This window comes from Cohnella sp. AR92 (genome assembly GCF_003990975.1).
Taxonomy (GTDB): domain Bacteria; phylum Bacillota; class Bacilli; order Paenibacillales; family Paenibacillaceae; genus Cohnella.
The window spans coordinates 198,652-215,990 of sequence record NZ_RZJR01000001.1 but is presented as its reverse complement, the minus strand read 5'-3'; the positions used below and the strand labels follow the sequence as shown (position 1 = coordinate 215,990).

Sequence of the window (17,339 nt, the reverse complement as noted above, 5' to 3'; positions counted from 1 at the left end):
CATTTAACAAGCAAGGAGCCCCAGGCGTCATGGAACGCCTGGGGCTTCTTTTTCTATGGTTTAAATGAAATCTAAGGCGTTCAGCAGGCGTACCAAGACGACGGCCGCTTGAGCGCGCGTCGTCTCCCCTTCCGGAGCGAATGCATTGGCGCTCGGGCCGGTCATGATGCCGAGTTGCGCCACCGAGCGAATATCCGCAAGCGTCGATGCGTCAACGCTGCCGAGATCCTTATAGACGCTGAGATCCGCAGAGGTGGGTTCCGATGTCCCCTTCCCTTCCAGCGCGACGGCGGCCGCCAGCATGCTTGCCATCTCTTCGCGCGCCAACGGCTGCTCCGGCTTGAAGTCCCCTTCGCCCGCGAAGGCCAGCAAGCCAAGCGACTTCGCCTGCTTGACGGCGGAGAAGTACCAAGTGCCATGCTGGACATCCGGGTATGGCAATGACTTGTCCGTCAGGGTGCTATCCGGCGGGAGGCCTCGGCCGAGTGCCCGAACCAGCATCGCGGCGAACTCCGCTCTCGATACCGATTCATTCGGCGCATACTTGCCATTGCCGACGCCTTCGACCAACCCTTTCGCCGCAGCGAGCTCTACGGCCGATCGAGCCCAGTGTCCATCGGGCATATCAGAGAAGCGGACGGCATTGTCCATCACGGCGTAAACGCTGTTCGTGCGGGATCGGATCGCCGCGTACCAGACGTTATCGATCTTCGCCGCGCTCGCGGGAATAAATTCGAACTTGCCCGTTGTCTCGTTATAACGGAACGCCCCCCAATGCTCCGGCATCGCCGTCACGCCGCTCGGCATCGGAATCAGCCGGGTGACCGTTTCGCTGAAAGAATTGGCTCCGCCGAGAACCGTTCCGCTCTTCGAGTTCACGACCTCGATGTCGAAGTCGACCGGAACTCCGAGAAGCTTGCCGTTCGGAAGGCTGGCGCTAAGAGCCGCCGCCGTTCCGGCATCTCGGGACATGTCGGCCAGGATCACCTTGAAGCTGATGTCATCGGCTTGGAGACCGTTATCCGCCAGCAGTTGGGTCAGCCCGGGAATGAGAGAAGCCAAATCGACCGGAACTCGGTAGATGCCGTAAGGCGCTTGAATCTCCAGCACGAAATTCCCATTCCGGTCAGCCAAATCGCTCAGAATACTCGCCGGAATGCTGACGTAGGCCGAGCCGTCTTTAGGCGTCGCTTCCAAAGTCGCGGAAGGCTTGGACAAATCCAGCGTATTAGGATCAAGCGGCGCGCCGTTCAGATCGATCGTCGGCCCCGACACGATTGGCGGAGAGACGGAGGAAGAGGGAGCCCTCGGCGTCACGCTGTTGGACGCCGAGGATGCTGCGCCGGTTCCCGCGCCATTCGTCCCCGTCACCGTGAACTTATAAGCCGTGCCGTTCGTCAAGCCAGTCACCTTAATCGGGCTGGACCCGCCGGTTACCGTTATGTTGTCGGGACTCGAGACAACGGTATAAACCGTGATCGCGCTGCCGTTGTCGTCCGGCGCGGCGAAGCTGATCGTCGCCTCTTTATTTCCCGCCACCGCGCTTACTCCGGTCGGCGCGCCGGGGACGCCTATCGGAGTTACGCTATTGGAAGCCGCGGAAGCCACGCCCATCCCCATGTCGTTCGTCGCCGTCACCGTGAACGTATAGGCAGTCCCGTTCGTCAGGCCTGTCACGGTTAGCGGTCCGGACGACCCGCTTGCCGTTCTATTGCCGGGATTGGAGGTCACCGTGTAATTCGTGATGGCTTTGCCTCCATCATCGGCGGGTGCCGTGAAATGGACCGTCGCCTCTTCGTCGCCCGCCGTCGCGCTAACTCCAGTCGGCGCTCCCGGGGCAGTAACGGCTGAGACGGACACCACCTTGACGGCTGACGCGCTATTCACTGTATCGTCACTGACGGCAAAGCTAATCGTGCGGTTTCCATAGTGCGGCGAACTTGACGGATTGGAATAAGTCACCCTGCTCAAAGCGTTGGTCCATTGCTCCAAGGTGGAGGTCCCGCGGATTGATTCAAGCGTTAATGTCCCGTTGGAATAAGAGGTCGCCTGGATGTTGCCGATATCGGAACCGTTCGGCTCCAGGGCAAGAACGTCTTCCGGGGAAAAGTAGTTTCCCGTGATGGCGACTATCGCCCGGACAAGCGTCGAATGACTGTCGTCCGATACGGTAATGCCGGGATCGATGACGATCGATCCCGCTCCTCTCAATCCGGTCGTTCCGCCGCTTGTCGTCACGGTTAAGCCACCGGCCGCATCCGCTTGGGGAGCTGCGGGAACGAGCCACATTGCGATCGATAATATCATGAGCATAGCGATACTTTTTCTCATAGGAACCTCCTGGACCTTCTCGACTCTAGCTTGCCTAAAGGGCTTCCGACTCCGACAACGCTACTAGAATAGATTGCCAGCCCATCGGGGAAAGGTCAAGCAATTAGAGTCGTTATAAGATTCCATTCTTCAAAAAAACACTAAAGCAGCTTGTGCTTTAGTGTCTTCTAATCTACTTGAATGCCGCGAACGTCAGCTTCTTGCCTTGCAGGTACTCGATAATCTCCGGGAGCGCCGCAACGGTGTTCTTGTCCTCATGCAGCACATAGACGCCGCCGGCCGCATCCACCTCATGGAAGTAGCGTACGATGTCCTCCGGCTTCTTGGCATTCCAATCCTCCGGATCCCGGTTCCATAGAAGCGTCTTCATGTTCAGCGCATCCGCCGTCGCCACGAGCTCGTCGTTCACGGCTCCGTACGGCGGGCGGAACAACGTAACGGGCGTGTCCGTCAGGGCCTCGATAGCGGCGCTTGTCTTCAAGAGATTGGCGCTTTGTTGCTTCGGCTGGGCTTTCGTCAGCACGCTGTGGTCCCAGGAATGGTTCCCGATCGACATGCCATGCTCGCTGGCATAAGCGACCGCTTCCGGGTGACGCTTCACGTTCTTGCCGACGAACAGGAATGTCGCCGCGATCTTGTGTTCCGTCAGGATATCCACGATGTCCTGCGTAAGCGCGGAAGGCCCGTCGTCGAAGGTCAAGGCGACGTAGTCCTTCGACAGCCCGAAGAACTTCTTCTCCTCGTCGATATCGATGACCTCGTATCCTGCCTTCTGAGCGGCCGTCTGAACCTGAGGCTGCCCGATGGGCCGAGCCGGTTGAACGACGGCAAGCGAAGCCTGCTCCTTAGGCGCCTCCCGAACCGATCCGGGAGCTGTCGCCTCGGTCGGCTCCGCCAGGATATCCGCCGCTGCGTCCGCCGTTGCTTCTCTGTCCGTCTTTGCTTCCGTTGGTGCTTCCGCCGCCTCCGCGACGCCGAACGATACGTTCTGGGCGTGGGCCGAATTGGCTTTGCCCTCGGAAGGAATGGACAGGACCGCCAATAAAATAAACGCGACCGGCAGCAGGTTAGCCAGACCGGACAGCTGCGCCCTAAGCTGACGCAGGAATGGCGCTCGGCGCCGAACCGCCGTCTCCGCTTCGCCGATCCGGTCTTCTTCGTTCATAAGGACGAGCGGAAGCTCCCCTTGCCGAATCCGGTTAATCCGATCGACGAACGATTCGCTGCAGGCAAAATAAAGCGTGTCCCGAAAAACGCCGGTTGTTCTTACGATGGCGCTATAGTGCGTGTTGCGATAGGGGTCCCACTTGGGGTAGGGGGACAGCCGCGCCCTTCCGCCATCGAGCGGCCGCAGCGCTTCCAACCCCAGGTAGGTAAATTCGTCTATGTCGATTATATAGGTAGCTTGCCTATCTTCATGGGCAACGACGATCGTTAGATAATAGTGACCATCGGAGGACTTCCCAAGCGATAGCAGCTCCATCACCTGTGTGCTGTATGTCTCCATGGCCATCCCGTCCTTCTTGATTCCGGCCGCGTCGGTTAATCGGCAGAAGCTCGATCCATCGAGTCTGCGTTCGAAGCGAAAGGAGAAGTCAACCGGTTGGTAAAGTCGTTCACGATGTTCAGAAGGTGCGCCTTCTCCTGGCGAATGGCTTCGAACTTCTGCTTCATCTGGGACAGCTCGACCTCCAGCCTTGCATTCTTCTCTTCCAGCTCGCCGATCTTCTTGTTCTTCTCCGCCGCCATCTCGTTGTACTTCTGGAGCAAGCTCGCATAATTCTGCCTCTCAAGCTCGATGACGCCCTTAAGCTCTTCGATCTCGCCGGACAGCTTGGAATGAAGCTCCCGGTAGTCTTCCATCAGTTGATCGACCTTCAGGTTCTTGTCGATCAGCCTCTGTTCCAGCTCCAGGATGCTCTTCTCGCGCTCCTCGATGACTTTGCTCAGGTTCTTCAGGTCCCGGTTCAGCCGGTCGATCTGCCCGTTCGCATGGCCCAGCCGATCCTGCAGGTCGTTGCGGGTCATCTCGACTTGCTGTTTGGCGTTGATCATCTGCTCGACGGCGAAGATCAGATCGAGAGAACGCTTATCGAGGTGTCCTTTATTAAGCAAAATAGAGCCGGAAGACTCATCGTTCGCCGCGGCTCTAGCCGAAGTTGCCGACACTTCCTCCTGCGACTCTTCCAAGTCCTCCCTTATGCCGAGATCCTCTCGCGATTGCTGCTGCTCAAGACCACTCTTCTTTTTGGGGAATGGAGAAAACATCGACGAACTCACCTTTTCTAAGAAAATGTTGATAAATGTCGAAAATATTTCTTTCATTATAGATGAATTTTCCATTTTGATATGCGGGGCTAAAGTACCGATTTATATACCCTTGTAGGCATTAAGGAGGGGATATGTGGAAATTTCGCGGCATCAAAAAAGAGAGGCTTCCGCCTCTCTTGCCGTTTATCTTAGCCGTTCAATAAATTTCTCCATCAAATCCCGGAATGCGGATCTCGATGAGGAATCGATCAGATTAATATAGGCGACTTGTTGATTGAACAAGAGATCCGAGCCCTTCAACCCCAGGGATACTATATCCGCGATATCGATTTGAGCGGGCTTCTGAAGCATGTTGTGAATGTAAATCCGCCGATCGGTTACCAAGAAGCCATCCTTGGCGCTTCCGAAAGCCGTGTTGTCGAACAAGAGAATCGGCGTCTCGTCCGGCTTCAGGAACGCATAAGCCTCTCGGGCATTCCGGAACTTCTTGGCGGCTTTCTCGTTCTCGTTCTCGATAAATAAATAGTTGCGGAGGGATTGGTTATTAAGGCTTAAGATCGTATTCCTTACATAATCAATGCCCTTCTCCGCGCCGGCGACAGGAGCTGGCGCAAGCTTGGCGGCCGATGCTTCCGATCTCGCGGATCGAACCTCCTGCGAAGCAGTGCCTCTGCCGGCTGCGGCTCCCGGGCTCAAGCTTCCGCTGTATTTCTGAACGAAGATCAGAAGCTGGATGAACTCGTGGAAATTCTCCCTATCCCTGCCGCTAACCTGTACGATGTCCGCCGACTTCCCATTGATCAGAATGGAACTGCCGGACAGGTCTATGCGCTCGATGTCCTGCAGACTCATGCTCCAAGCCTTCTCCATCATGTTGCTGACGTAAATTCGCTGATCCGTGATGAAGAGGCCGTTCTTGGCGCTTCCGAAAGCCGTGTTGTCATACAAGAGAAATGGAGTCTCCCCCTGAAAAGGCGCATAGGATGCTCGGACATTCTGCAGCTTGTTTGCCAATTTATCGATAGCGTCTGCCGACACCAGGAATGCCTTAGTCTTTAGGTTGTCATTCTGAACGGAGTAGAATGCCTTCCGGACCGCTTCTATCGGATTCGCCGGCAGCTCGGATTTGATCGAATGGAATAGGCGGTTGCTTTGCAGCTTGTCCTCCAGCTCGCCCGCCGATCCGCCGAAGAGCTGTGCCAGTCGCTCCCTGCTCGCGTTAGCTTCGTGGATCTCGCGAAGCCGTTCATCGATCGGCATCTTGAACAAGCGCGCGTATTCGATGAGATCGTTCCGGTTCTCCTCGGCGACATGCTCGAGCGCCAGATCGAAATAGTCCATATCGAATGGGTACTTCTGCAGAATTTCCGCGATCAACCGCGTTAGATCCTGCTTGCGTACATTCCCGTTCCGAATATTGTTGTACATAATGGCCGACTCTTCATACTGGTCGGCGTCATACGATTCGGCGACGAGCGATAATTCGCGATCGTTCAAGCACTCGACGACAGCCATATGGACGGAAAAAATGTCCAGGTACACCGAGATGCTTAAGGATCTTCTAGTCTCGGGATTCTTGAATATCTTGCCCTTCATGCTGCTGACTTCCGCGCTCGTTGCCGCATTGCCCAGCGCGTTGGTGAACGAGTGCAGCAGCCCGGTCGCCATATTGGCGGATCCGGCCATCGCCATCCCCTTCAACGCGCCGCCGACGCCGAACCCGCCCCCGACAAGCCTGCCTCTGCCCGCTTTGCGGCTGGCACGGTAGTCCTTCTTGGCTTCTTTGTAATCCGTCAGCTCTTGGAACTTCTCTCGAATGTCGCTGAAGCTCGACTCCCAATAGCCGCTGTGTTCCAAGGCGATATCGCTGAATCTGCTTATATTGACGTTGTAAATCCCTAAACTCCTGAGCATGTCCACGGCATGCTCCAGAGCCGAGTTATAGTAGCTCTCCGAGTCGTCGTCGCCGTATCGGATCAGATCGTCCAGGCTGCGGTACCTCGTATCGAAGTTCCCCGCCATCCGTTGCCGCGCTTCCTCGGCCAACTCTTCGAACTCATTGCGGATATGAACATAAAACTCCGTTTCCTTCGGAACCTCGACTTTATACCCCAACAGATCGTAGATATTGGAGTGCTCCTGATGCTCCGGGGAGTAATCGGGCGTCTCCGTCGGCATGGTTGGAGCCGTCTGCGCAGGTTGGACAGCCTGCTGCGGGTATCCCTGAACGGCCGTTCCGCATCCTGAGCAGAACTTGGCTTGATCCATTAATTTCGTACCGCAATTAAAACAGAACAATTCGACTCCGCCACCCCTCGATAGAACTAGAAAACTAAGTCCATATTACTATCTTAGGGTCTATTTTCCTACTAAAAATTCCCTATATTATCGATGAACCCCGACAATCGCAACAGGTTCCGGATGATCGTCGCCGCTTCCGCCCTCGTAAGGGCGTCCTGCGGGGCCAGCTTTCCGCCGCTGCGCCCTGCAATAAGCCCCGCTTGCAGGCTGTCGGTCACTCCTTCTCTCGCCCAGGCCGAGATCTTGCTTCCATCCGCAAAACTCGCAATCCATTCAGCCGACGGGGGCTTCAGCTTGTCCGCGACTCCGGTGAGCCTCATGGCCCTGGCGAGAATCGTCATGGCTTGTTCTCGCGTCAGCTTCTCCATCGGCCGGAAGGTTCCGTCCTCATAACCGTCGATCAGGCCGTACGCATTCGCCGATCGGATGAATTCGCCGTACCAGGCCGCCGCCGGAACGTCGGAGAATCGAGCCGTCTCGCTGCCCGTTCCGTTCGCCTCTGCCGGCAAGCCCAAAGCACGGGCAAGAATCGCCGCGAATTCCGCGCGGGTAATCTCTTGGCCTGGATGGAACAGCCCTTGTTCGTCGCCGGCAAGGATCCTCCGCGAGCCCAGATCTTCGATCGCCTCCTTCGCCCAATGAAGCTCGGCGTCCGAGAACGGTGCCGCGAAGGAAACAATGCCGTATAGTCCGCTCGACAGGCTGCGGATGTTCGCCCAATTGCTGTCGTCGCTTATCGAGAGCTTCGTCGGCACGGGCGCGATAGAACTATCCGATCCGAGCATAATCGCGCTCTTGGCGAATTCCGGATACAGTCCTCTCGGAATGGCGATCGAGAACTCCACATAGGAATCGAAGCGATCGATCTCCGCCTCCCGGTCGCCTAGCACTGCCCGCACGGAGAAATCCATAGGCATGAGAATCCCGGATTGCTCGCGAAGGGACGCTTGCTCCATCCGCTCCTCCTGATCTTTCCGAATGGGGACGGTCTCTATCTGAAGCTTGAAGTCCGACAGCGTCGCGCCATCGCCGAAGGATTCCAACAAGCGGTTGGCATTGATGGCTTCCAAAGGCACCGAGAAGGAAGCATTGGCGGTTCCAAGCACGACCGTCGCCCGCTTCTCGGACAACCGCTCGAACAAGCTCCCGTTCAGTTCTATGTAAGCGGCGGCCGAAGGAGCTTTCACTCGAATAACAGCCTTCTCCTCCATCCCCGCCTCCTCCAGCTGCGGCTCCAGCTTCGCTTGGTCGAGGGCGATTGCCAGAACGTCCCTGCCGCCGCGCTTCACCGTCGTTACGGCAAGGCTCCCCTCCAGCCCCGCGCTTCCGTTAACGAGAAGCGTTGCCTTCCCGGACGGATCCGCCTCCGGGTCCGGGTAGAGCGGCTTCTCCGGCACCAACTCAAAGCGAGGAAGCTGTCCGTTCTCCGAATCTCCTTCTGCCGAGACCAACGGACAAGCGTATATCAGCAAGCTTGCCGCCAGAACCGATATCCGCACGCCTTGCCTCCATCCTCTGCTCCTTTTCCGATTCACTATCGACTCCCCCTCTCCTTCGGTTAACAATTGCCTCTCTATTCTACCAATTAAGCCCAGATAGAAACAGGAGCTGCCTCACAAGTCAGGCGACTTATGGGCAGCTCCTTATTAGTTTCGGTTCGTTCGAAGTGTTTTAGGTTTCTTTTCGAATAGATATGATTTTTCGAGTATAAACGGCGCATACTACTGAAAAACAGAGATTATATTCGAAAAATCATATATAAGTGGACGACTTGCCCAAAATGTCCGGAGATATATACGATATTTCATATACATCAACCCAAATTGCCGATAGCCAGAGAATTATATTCGACAAATCGAATACATTCGTGACTCGGGGCGTGTCTCGTCGTCGCGAGCTTCCGAGACCACCCCTTCTTTTACCGCGCTCCGTAACACAGCTTCTCCGCTCTTTTTTTCCTGATCGGGCTTATGATCAAACCATCCAACAGCATGAGCACCACTCCGACAGTGATCGCGTGATCCGCGAAGTTGGAGATGCCCCTGCCGAAGTCCAGGAAGTCGGTCACCCAGCCGAAGTAAACGCGGTCGATGGCATTCCCGATGGCGCCGCCGGCGAATAAAGCCGCTCCCAGCTTCAGCAGGAACCCCTTCATCAAGCCTTTATGAACCGAATAAACCGCCCATGCGACGACCAGAACGGCGGGAATCACGAACCATCTCCCATAGCCCTCGAAGCTGCTCGCCATGGCGCCGGAATTCTGGAAGAAAGTCAGTTGGAATCCATCCCACATCGGAATCGACTGTCCTACCTCCATATTCATCCGAACCCACAGCTTGGCAGCCTGATCGAGCAGAACGACAAAGATCAGAATCGCATAGAACAATGAACTCACCTCGAATGCCGTTTTCCGATAGTATGCCGCCAGCGTCCTTATTAGGATACGGTTCGTTCCCCTTGCCGTTTCAAAAAGGGGCTGCTAGCATGATTCTTCCTCTCTTGGAAGCCCTAACTGCGCCGCGGCGGCTTCCATAAACTGAGGGCAGAAGTAATAACCGTTCAAGCTTATGATGTGGCCGTCTTCCGTCTCCGCCGCCATGATTTCGTTTAAAGCCTCCGGAGTCCCTTCTTGCGTCGTTCGGCAGAAAATCACTGCTTGTCTGCCCCATAGCTCCATGACAAAAGCTTGCAGATCGGCCCGTTCATAATGGCTGGGGTTATGGGATGCTTGCATGATGACACCCTTGCCGTACTCCTTGCTCGCTTGAGCGACAAAGCTGTAAACGGCATTCTCAGCCAACAAATTCGCAATTCCTTGGAAGTCGCGGCGGTTGAAACAGGAGACATAACGATCGACGAGGCTCGGATCCGGCCTAGGAGAAGACAAGTAATGCGGCTCAACCCTCGCCGTGCCATTCGCGGCCAGCTTACGAAGACTCTCCCTTGCACGGAACAACGCGGCGTGAATGGCTCCTTCCGTTGTCCCCAAGATTTCGGCCGCTTCGCGAGCCGTGAATTGCAAGGAGTCCATCAGGACGAGGATAACCGCCTGCCTTGGAGGGAGGGAAGCCAGCAACGTCTCGAATGCTTCCCGCACTTCCAAGCTCATATCCACATCACTCAAGGAATCAGAATCAGAAGCCGGCCCGTCCGTCCATTCCTCCGTAGGCATTCTCCGCTTGCGGTTGATATCGATCCAATGGTTGGTCGCGACCCGGAATAGGAAGGCCCGAGGGTGAATCGGCTGCTCTCTATGGGAGAGCGAAGACAGAGAAGTGAACATCTTTAGCAAGGTGTCCTGATACAAATCTTCGCCATCCCACGGATTGCCGGCCAGCTTCCTGCAATAGCCCCAAAGCTCATTCTGGTAAGGGCCGATGATCTCCCAGAATCTCTCGTATAGCGGTCTTGCGTCATCCCCAAGCTTCTGCAGAACCGTTCTCTCCGACATGGACAATCCCCCCGTTGCTTTCTCTATATCTTAGACGAGGAAGGCATTGATTTTCTTACGCGCTATCCCTACATTTCAGCCAAAAGATCCTGCAGCCGGTCGAAGTTCTGCTCATTCCCTTCGACGCACATAGACTTCATCAGCTCGAAGTCCCTCGCCTTCTTGAAGAGCTGGCGGAAGGTGAGTCTAGTTCCTCCCTCTTGCTCATCGAAGATGGCCGTCACCTGAAACTCCGGCGCCGATAGGTGGCGAAGCACGATCCGCTCCGGCGGCAGAATCTCCTCAAAGACGATATGGTTGGGATAATCCGCTCCGTTCGGGCCGTGCATGACGAACCGCCAATTGCCGCCCGGCTTCAGATCGTACTCTTGGAACGTATTGGTGAACCCCTTCGGCCCCCACCAGCGGGCTAGCTGCTCGGGGTTTGTCCAAGCTTGAAAGACTATGTCACGGGGAAAATCGAACCGGCGCGAAGATATCACTTCGTTGTCGCCCAAGATAGCCGTCATCGGAATCCTCCTTTAGAGTATCTTGCTCAAGGCATCCAGCATCTCGTTCGTTCCATGCTCGCGAATCTCCGGCGTATCGTGGCCGTCAAAGAACGCTCCTTGCTCCGTGAATATCAGCTTCGTGCCGCCTTCGACCGGGATGAGCTCTACGGTTGCGGTCGAAACGGAGATTCTCGTAGTATCCGAGTCTAGGGTGTAGGTGTAGACGATGCGCTCCTCCGGAACGATCTCTTGGTAGCACGCGTCGAAAGTGAAGACCGGCCCCTCTGGCGGGCCTCCCCTGCTATACTCGCGCCCGCCGACCCGGAACTCGAAGGAGTCGGGCTTGGAGAACCATCTGGCTTTGGCAGTTGGATCGGCCCAGGCCTGATAGACTTTCGCCGGCGCTGCGGCATAAGTACGTTCAACGACAAAAGTGGCATGCTTAACGAATCGTTCGGTCACGGAATTTCCTCCTCTGATTACGTTCCTTCTTCCTCTTCCGCAAGAAAATCGCCCAGCACGTCCAGACGGCGTTCCCAGCTTGCCTTCCGCTCGATGACCAGCTTCTCATGGCTTCGCTTCATGGCTTGCAGGAGCTGGGTAAAGTCTTCGACGCCTAATGACTCTTTCCCTTGCATAAGCCTTGACGCATGCTGCAGCTGTTCAAGCAGCCGTTGCTGCAGCCCGATCTGCTCTTTGACCTTGCCCATCTGCAGCTGGACGATCTCGAGCGGGCTGAACTGCTTATCCGCCAATGCGGACCTTACCTCTTCCAGGGACAAGCCCAGCTCCTTGAGCGATAGGATCTGCTGCAGGCGCGACAGATCGGACTCGTCGTAAAGCCGATGGCCGGATTCCGTCTGCCCGGACGGCGAGAACAGGCCGATCTGATCGTAGAATCGCAGCGTTCGAACGGTGAGCCCCGTAAGGCGGGCGAGGTCTCCTACCTTCCAAAGTCGCTTCATAGATACCCCTTCGTTAGCGCTAACTGTTTACCGGTAATTTGATTATAAAAGATGACGTAACGTAAGGTGCAAGCAGAATCGTTGTCCAAAGATGAAAATATAGAAAAATATTTCCAAAATGTCCAATAGGAATTTGTTATTAGAACTTCATAAAAATCTTTAACCCGATTGGTAGACATCTGGTAAATGAGGCTATAAAATTCCATTAAACCGATATGAATTAGCAAGTATGGAATTCAAAGACCAAGGAGAGATTCGGATGAGCCGCGTATCTACATCGGGCAAGATTAAGAAATCCATTACCGAGCTGGTCGGCAAGACGCCCTTATTGGAGCTTGTCAATTACGCGAAGGCAAACCAATTGGAGGCGGAGATCGTCGCGAAGCTCGAATACCTGAATCCCGCGAGCAGCGTCAAGGATCGAATCGCCAAAGCGATGATCGAAGCCGCCGAACGAAGCGGCCAGCTCAAGGAGGGCGTCACGATTATCGAGACGACGAGCGGCAATACCGGCATCGGACTGGCGGCCATCGCCGCGGCCAAAGGGTATAAGCTTAAGATTTACATCCAAGACAACGTCAGCGAAGAGCGGACCAAGGTCGTCCGGGCATATGGCGCGGAGATCTATCCTTTCTCGGTTGTGCCGGAGGTCGTGGAAGCCATCGAGCGAACGGAAGGCGACTTCGTGGAGATCGTCAATGTCTTCAAGGAGGTCGTCGTCGACAAGGAAGAGAACGTCTTGTTCTTGAACCAGTTGGATAACGCCTCGAATCCCAAGGTGCACCTGGAGACGACCGGACCGGAGATCTGGGAAGACACCGATGGCCAGGTCGATATCTTCGTCGCGACGATCGGGACCGGCGGAACCGTGAGCGGCGCGGGCGCCTTCTTGAAGTCCCGGAACCCGAATATCCGGATTGTCGGCGTCGAGCCGGCGAAGGCCTCCATCGCCACGCCGGCGAATCCGGATATCGTCGAGATCACGGGGGTGCACCGCTTCTCCGACGCGGGAGAAGCGAGAACACCCGCCAACGTTCATACGCATGTGATCGACGAGTATATCGAGGTAGAGACCAGCCAAGCCTATGAAGCGGCAAGGAAGGTAGCCAAGTCGGACGGAATTCTGGTCGGCACCTCCTCCGGAGCGGCCATCTGGGCAGCGACCGAGCTGGCTAAGCGTCCGGAGAACAAGGGAAAGCGGATTGTCACGATCCTGCCCGATACGGGATTAAGGTATCTCTCGACAGACTTGTTCGAATAGGTTGGCCTATCGGCGTCGCCAGATGAATAACTGTCCACCGGACCACCGGAGATCAGCCCGACTTTATCGGGATGATCTCCTTTTTTATGACCCCGTCTCGTACGGAACGAAAGGAGAACTTCCCTGCCTCATGGAGATAACCACCGACACGCTCTCCCTAACGGCGCCTTCCGGGCGAAGCGGAAGAAGAAACCGGATTCGCCCGCTGTCGGCCGTCGTCATTCTGCTTCCATCCGCGCTGTTGCTAACCGCTCTGCTGCTCCACGATCTGCTGCCGAATAAGCAGCCGGTGGCTCACGCCGCGCAATACGGTTACCTGATCCTTATCGCGCTCGGCTTCTACCTGTTATGGGCTGTCTCCGCCTTCGCATGGGAGGGCGCCTTCCGGCGGATTCGGAGCCAGGCTCCGGTCACCGCCTTGATCATTCTGATCGTCGGAGTCTGGGAGCTGTTCACCTTGAAGCTGAATTCGCTTCCGCTCCCCTACTTCCCATCGCCGGTCAAGATCGCGGACGCGCTCATCAACGATCGCCACAAGCTGCTTATCTGCACCCTCTACTCGTTGCGCTTGCTTGTGCTCGGCTACTTGATCGGCACTTTCTGCGGTCTCGTCACCGGCATTCTGATGGGCTGGTATAGACAGTTCCAGTACTGGATCAACCCGTTCCTTCGGTTCATCGGCCCGCTGCCCGCAACGGCATGGATCCCGGTTGTCTTGCTCGTCTTCCCGTCCAGCTTCACGGCCAGCATCTTCCTGATCGCGCTGGGCACATGGTTCCCGGTCTCGGTCATGACCTGGTCGGGCGTCTCCAGCGTGAACAAGTCGTACTTCGAGGTCGCCAAGACGCTGGGCGCCGGCGAACGCTATCTCGTGTTCAAGGTAGCGGTCCCCGCGGCGCTCCCTCTGATCTTCATCGGGTTGTTCATGGGATTGGGAACGTCCTTCGTCACGCTGGTCGTCGCGGAGATGCTCGGCGTGAAGGCCGGCCTCGGCTTCTATATTTCTTGGGCGCAGGGCTGGGCGGAGTATTACAAGGTGTACGCCGCGCTGCTCATCATGGCGGTGCTGTTCTCGACCGTCATGACGCTGCTCTTCAAACTGCGCGATCGCGTGCTGACCTGGCAGAAAGGACTGATCAAATGGTAACGGCCGCAGAAGGCGGACACATCGCCATCGATAACGTATCGCACGTCTTCGCGGATCACGGCAGCGAGGTCGTCGCGCTGGGCAGCGTCAACCTGGATATTCGCCCGGGCGAGTTCATCTCCCTTATCGGGCCGAGCGGCTGCGGGAAGTCGACGCTGCTTCGGCTCGTGACCGGACTGGATCACCCGACGTCCGGCGAGATTCGGCTCGATGGCGAGGCCATAAGGGACTCCCATTATTCGCGCGGGCTCGTCTTCCAGGATCCGACCTTGTTCCCTTGGAAAACGATCTGGAGCAACGTGGCCACGGGACTGGAGGCTCGCGGGGTTCTGAAGGAGCGGCGAGAGGAGGTGGATCGGTTCATCGAGCTCGTCGGCCTGAAGGGCTTCGAGCGCTCCTACCCGCATCAGCTATCCGGCGGGATGGCGCAGCGGGCGGCTCTCGCCCGCGCGCTGGTCAATCATCCGAAGGTGCTTCTGTTGGATGAACCGCTCGGCGCGCTGGACGCGTTCACCCGGATGAATCTTCAGGACGAGATCCTTCGGATCTGGCAGGAGCGCGGAACGACGATGATCTTCGTTACGCACGATATCGACGAGGCGGTCTACCTGAGCGACCGGGTCGTCATCATGACCCCGCGGCCGGCTCAGATCAAAGAGGTCGTTCGCATCGATCTGCCGCGCCCTCGGGCGAGAAACGGCGGCTCCTTCTTCGAGTACCGGTCGCGCATTCTGGAATCGCTGCAGCTCGTCCCGGAGAGCCCGCAGCCGGAATACAGCCTATGAGGAGGAGAGAGGGGAACGTTCGTCGCGGTTCGTTCGTCGCTTGGATGATACCGGCGACGCTAACGGCATTGTTGCTGCTCTCCGCGTGCTCATCCGGTTCCCGTGCCGGATCCGGGGCCTCTTCCGGCAGCGGAGGCGCGGAGGAAGACCGGTATGGCATCGCCTTCTCCACCTATCCGGAGACGCTTAAGCAGAACGAGAGCGCGGAGCTGAAGGTAGAAGTCACGAAGGGGGGCGCCCCCGTCAAGGAGGCGGCCGTCATCCTCGAGCTATGGCCTAAGGATGCGAGCTCGAACAGCCACGCCCAGATGCCCGCGAAAGCGGACGGCAAAGGCAATTACTTATTGAAGGGTCAATTCTCCGAAGAAGGCACTTATTATGTCATCGCGCATATCACGCCGAAGGAAACAGGACAAATGACCATGGCAGGCTTCGATTTCGAGGTTGCGCCCTGATCGCGAAGGATTCGAGATGGAGGATGGAAAAATGAAGAACAACTATGCCAAGAAAAAAATTTGGTTAACGTCCATAGCGGTCGTGACGGCGATCAGCCTGATGTCCGGCTGCGGCAGCAAGAAGAACAATGAAGAGGCGGCCGGAGGTGACGCTTCCGGCACCCCTGCGACGGGAACCGCAACGACGGCGAAGACGAACAAGCCTCTTCAGAAGGTTACCTTCGCTTATGCGGGGGGAACTTGCGAAGCCCCGATCTATACGGCCATCGAGCAAGGCTTCTTCAAGGAGGAAGGGCTAGATGTCGAGCTTGTTCAACAGGACTTCGAGACGCTTAAATCGGGGATCTCTTCCGGCAAGGTGGACGCCACGGTCGGCAACTTCGCCTGGTTCAAGCCCATCGAACAGGGCCTAGACGTCAAGCTGACCGGCGGCCTGCACGCGGGCTGCATTCAGCTCGTCACGCCGAGCAGTTCCGGCATAACGTCCATTAAAGAGCTGAAGGGCAAGACCGTCGGCGTCGACGTCATCGGCGGCGGACCGCAAATCACGTTGTCCATTGCTCTTAAGGAGAATGGCCTCGATCCGGAGAAAGATGTGCAATGGCGCGCTTACCCGGCGCAGCAGCTGTCTACGGCCGCGGACAAGGGAGAGATCCAAGCCTTCATCGTCTGGGATCCGGCCGGCCAACAAGCGATCGACGAGAAGAACTACGTGAGTCTGCTTAATACGGCGCACGACGACCCGTTCATGTCCGGTTACTGCTGCTACTCCGTCATCAGCGGCAAGGTAGCGGAGGAGGATCCGGAGAAGGCCGCCGCGATCACTCGGGCGCTTCTCAAAGCGGCCGAGTGGGTGGGCAACAACCCGCAAGGAGCGGCGGAGATCGAGACGAACAAGAAGTACGTGTCGGCGGATGTCGCAACGAACCAAGCGCTTCTGGCAAGTTACACTTGGAAGCCCGGCGTGAAGGCGGCTCAAGACAGCGCCAAGTTCTTCATTAAGAATCAGAAGGAGCTCGGCATCCTCGACTCGTCGACGGACGAGAATGAACTATTCGACCGTCTCTTCTACGAGGCGATTCCCGATTATAACGGCAGATAAGCGTTAACGTTCACGGCAGCAAGCCCGGTTAGCTCGGTATACGGCTAATCGGGCTTGTTCTGTCCGATAAGATCTTAAGGGTTCTCTCTCCGGTAGCTATCCAAACTCTTATATCCTTGGCCCAGAATGGCCTTCATCTCTTCCCGCCGTTTCTCCCGGGTCTGCTCCTGCACGGCGCTGTATACGTAACGAGCCCAATCCTTCCGGTAGCCGGGCGTCAAGGATCGATAGAAGGCCAACGTCTCCGGGTTGTCGGACAAATCGCGCTCCACGTCCGGGATCATCGAGAGATAATCGCCCACGCGCTGGCTAGGCTTGGAGGATGATTCCTTCTCTTTCCCCGCCCGCTTCTCCGATTTGAAGCCGACAACGGTGAACACCTCGTTCAGGCCCACCATTCGCGCAAACTTCAGGCTGCTCGTTCCGATATAGCCATCCTCGTCTGCTCCTACCCCTTCGAAGAGGCTGTCCCGATGAATATAGGTCGGGTAGGCTTTATTCCCCTTCTTCGGATAAGCCGCGTACAGGTAGCCGCCTTGGCTCAGATCGTTGCGGTCAATGACGTTATGGACGAGGTCCCGCAGCGATTCCATATCGAACACATAAGCAAAAATCAGATCGTACGGGCCGTCCTTCAGCTCGGTATCAGGATCCGCTAATCCCGATAAGCTGTCTTCCTCCTCGGGCCTATTCAATACGGCGATCTTCTTGAACTTGTTCAGGTTGAGCTTGTCCACGATCGTTCTCTCCATGCGCGCATCCTCCATGCTATCTCAGTC

At 56.6% G+C, this 17,339-nt stretch carries 16 protein-coding genes; 5 read left to right on the top strand and 11 right to left on the bottom strand.

What is annotated here, in order from left to right; genetic code table 11:
* Positions 1-60: 60 nt before the first annotated feature.
* The 10 genes from ELR57_RS01065 to ELR57_RS01020 all read right to left on the bottom strand — a co-directional run bounded on the left by ELR57_RS01065 (position 61) and on the right by ELR57_RS01020 (position 11,810).
* Positions 61-2,331: an S-layer homology domain-containing protein gene (locus ELR57_RS01065; RefSeq protein WP_126956372.1), complete on the bottom strand. Its 2,271-nt coding sequence runs from the start codon at positions 2,329-2,331 to the stop codon at positions 61-63.
* 172 nt (positions 2,332-2,503) lie between these two features.
* Positions 2,504-3,844, bottom strand: coding sequence for a polysaccharide deacetylase family protein (locus ELR57_RS01060; RefSeq protein ID WP_126956370.1), 1,341 nt, complete (start codon positions 3,842-3,844; stop codon positions 2,504-2,506).
* Between the two features lie 29 nt (positions 3,845-3,873).
* On the bottom strand, positions 3,874-4,521 hold the full coding sequence (locus ELR57_RS01055; protein ID WP_238162363.1) for a hypothetical protein: 648 nt from the start codon (positions 4,519-4,521) through the stop codon (positions 3,874-3,876).
* Between the two features lie 264 nt (positions 4,522-4,785).
* On the bottom strand, positions 4,786-6,870 hold the full coding sequence (locus ELR57_RS01050; RefSeq protein ID WP_202866390.1) for a hypothetical protein: 2,085 nt from the start codon (positions 6,868-6,870) through the stop codon (positions 4,786-4,788).
* A 101-nt stretch (positions 6,871-6,971) separates the two neighbouring features.
* The gene (locus tag ELR57_RS01045; RefSeq protein ID WP_148125548.1) at positions 6,972-8,402 is read right to left on the bottom strand and encodes an S-layer homology domain-containing protein; all 1,431 of its coding nucleotides are present in this window, start codon (positions 8,400-8,402) and stop codon (positions 6,972-6,974) included.
* A gap of 419 nt (positions 8,403-8,821) precedes the next feature.
* Positions 8,822-9,298 (bottom strand): signal peptidase II, encoded by a 477-nt coding sequence (gene lspA / locus ELR57_RS01040; protein ID WP_238162362.1) that lies wholly within the window; start codon positions 9,296-9,298, stop codon positions 8,822-8,824.
* A gap of 84 nt (positions 9,299-9,382) precedes the next feature.
* Positions 9,383-10,354, bottom strand: a complete 972-nt coding sequence (locus ELR57_RS01035; RefSeq protein ID WP_126956362.1) for an RNA polymerase sigma factor — start codon at positions 10,352-10,354, stop codon at positions 9,383-9,385.
* A gap of 68 nt (positions 10,355-10,422) precedes the next feature.
* Positions 10,423-10,863 carry an SRPBCC family protein gene (locus tag ELR57_RS01030; protein WP_126956360.1) on the bottom strand — a complete coding sequence of 147 codons (441 nt, stop codon included), beginning with the start codon at positions 10,861-10,863 and terminating at the stop codon, positions 10,423-10,425.
* Between the two features lie 12 nt (positions 10,864-10,875).
* Complete coding sequence (locus ELR57_RS01025) at positions 10,876-11,307, bottom strand: SRPBCC family protein (protein WP_126956358.1); 432 nt, start codon at positions 11,305-11,307, stop codon at positions 10,876-10,878.
* A gap of 17 nt (positions 11,308-11,324) precedes the next feature.
* Positions 11,325-11,810 carry a MerR family transcriptional regulator gene (locus tag ELR57_RS01020; RefSeq protein ID WP_126956356.1) on the bottom strand — a complete coding sequence of 162 codons (486 nt, stop codon included), beginning with the start codon at positions 11,808-11,810 and terminating at the stop codon, positions 11,325-11,327.
* 259 nt (positions 11,811-12,069) lie between these two features.
* Between ELR57_RS01020 and ELR57_RS01015 the strand changes: the two genes are divergently transcribed.
* From ELR57_RS01015 to ELR57_RS00995, 5 genes are all read left to right on the top strand, one after another.
* Positions 12,070-13,071, top strand: coding sequence for a PLP-dependent cysteine synthase family protein (locus tag ELR57_RS01015; protein ID WP_126956354.1), 1,002 nt, complete (start codon positions 12,070-12,072; stop codon positions 13,069-13,071).
* A gap of 130 nt (positions 13,072-13,201) precedes the next feature.
* Positions 13,202-14,218 carry an ABC transporter permease gene (locus tag ELR57_RS01010; protein WP_158629890.1) on the top strand — a complete coding sequence of 339 codons (1,017 nt, stop codon included), beginning with the start codon at positions 13,202-13,204 and terminating at the stop codon, positions 14,216-14,218.
* The gene (locus ELR57_RS01005; protein ID WP_126956350.1) at positions 14,212-15,003 is read left to right on the top strand and encodes an ABC transporter ATP-binding protein; all 792 of its coding nucleotides are present in this window, start codon (positions 14,212-14,214) and stop codon (positions 15,001-15,003) included. The genes ELR57_RS01010 and ELR57_RS01005 overlap by 7 nt, the downstream gene beginning before the upstream one ends.
* On the top strand, positions 15,000-15,458 hold the full coding sequence (locus tag ELR57_RS01000) for a FixH family protein (protein WP_126956349.1): 459 nt from the start codon (positions 15,000-15,002) through the stop codon (positions 15,456-15,458). Before ELR57_RS01005 ends, ELR57_RS01000 begins: the two co-directional genes overlap by 4 nt.
* Before the next feature lie 31 nt (positions 15,459-15,489).
* Positions 15,490-16,560, top strand: coding sequence for an ABC transporter substrate-binding protein (locus tag ELR57_RS00995; protein ID WP_158629889.1), 1,071 nt, complete (start codon positions 15,490-15,492; stop codon positions 16,558-16,560).
* Between the two features lie 74 nt (positions 16,561-16,634).
* Here the strand turns inward: ELR57_RS00995 and ELR57_RS00990 are convergent, their stop codons facing one another.
* Complete coding sequence (locus ELR57_RS00990) at positions 16,635-17,312, bottom strand: YdeI/OmpD-associated family protein (protein ID WP_126956345.1); 678 nt, start codon at positions 17,310-17,312, stop codon at positions 16,635-16,637.
* Between the last annotated feature and the right edge of the window lie 27 nt (positions 17,313-17,339).

Bases quoted from the DNA above. Each gene is read 5' to 3' on its own strand.
- ELR57_RS01065 (WP_126956372.1), bottom strand. From the start codon at position 2,331: ATGAGAAAAAGTATCGCTATGCTCATGATATTATCGATCGCAATGTGG.
- ELR57_RS01060 (WP_126956370.1), bottom strand. From the start codon at position 3,844: ATGGCCATGGAGACATACAGCACACAGGTGATGGAGCTGCTATCGCTT.
- ELR57_RS01050 (WP_202866390.1), bottom strand. From the start codon at position 6,870: ATGGATCAAGCCAAGTTCTGCTCAGGATGCGGAACGGCCGTTCAGGGA.
- ELR57_RS01035 (WP_126956362.1), bottom strand. From the start codon at position 10,354: ATGTCGGAGAGAACGGTTCTGCAGAAGCTTGGGGATGACGCAAGACCG.
- ELR57_RS01030 (WP_126956360.1), bottom strand. From the start codon at position 10,863: ATGACGGCTATCTTGGGCGACAACGAAGTGATATCTTCGCGCCGGTTC.
- ELR57_RS01020 (WP_126956356.1), bottom strand. From the start codon at position 11,810: ATGAAGCGACTTTGGAAGGTAGGAGACCTCGCCCGCCTTACGGGGCTC.
- ELR57_RS01015 (WP_126956354.1), top strand. From the start codon at position 12,070: ATGAGCCGCGTATCTACATCGGGCAAGATTAAGAAATCCATTACCGAG.
- ELR57_RS01010 (WP_158629890.1), top strand. From the start codon at position 13,202: ATGGAGATAACCACCGACACGCTCTCCCTAACGGCGCCTTCCGGGCGA.
- ELR57_RS01005 (WP_126956350.1), top strand. From the start codon at position 14,212: ATGGTAACGGCCGCAGAAGGCGGACACATCGCCATCGATAACGTATCG.
- ELR57_RS01000 (WP_126956349.1), top strand. From the start codon at position 15,000: ATGAGGAGGAGAGAGGGGAACGTTCGTCGCGGTTCGTTCGTCGCTTGG.
- ELR57_RS00995 (WP_158629889.1), top strand. From the start codon at position 15,490: ATGAAGAACAACTATGCCAAGAAAAAAATTTGGTTAACGTCCATAGCG.
- ELR57_RS00990 (WP_126956345.1), bottom strand. From the start codon at position 17,312: ATGGAGAGAACGATCGTGGACAAGCTCAACCTGAACAAGTTCAAGAAG.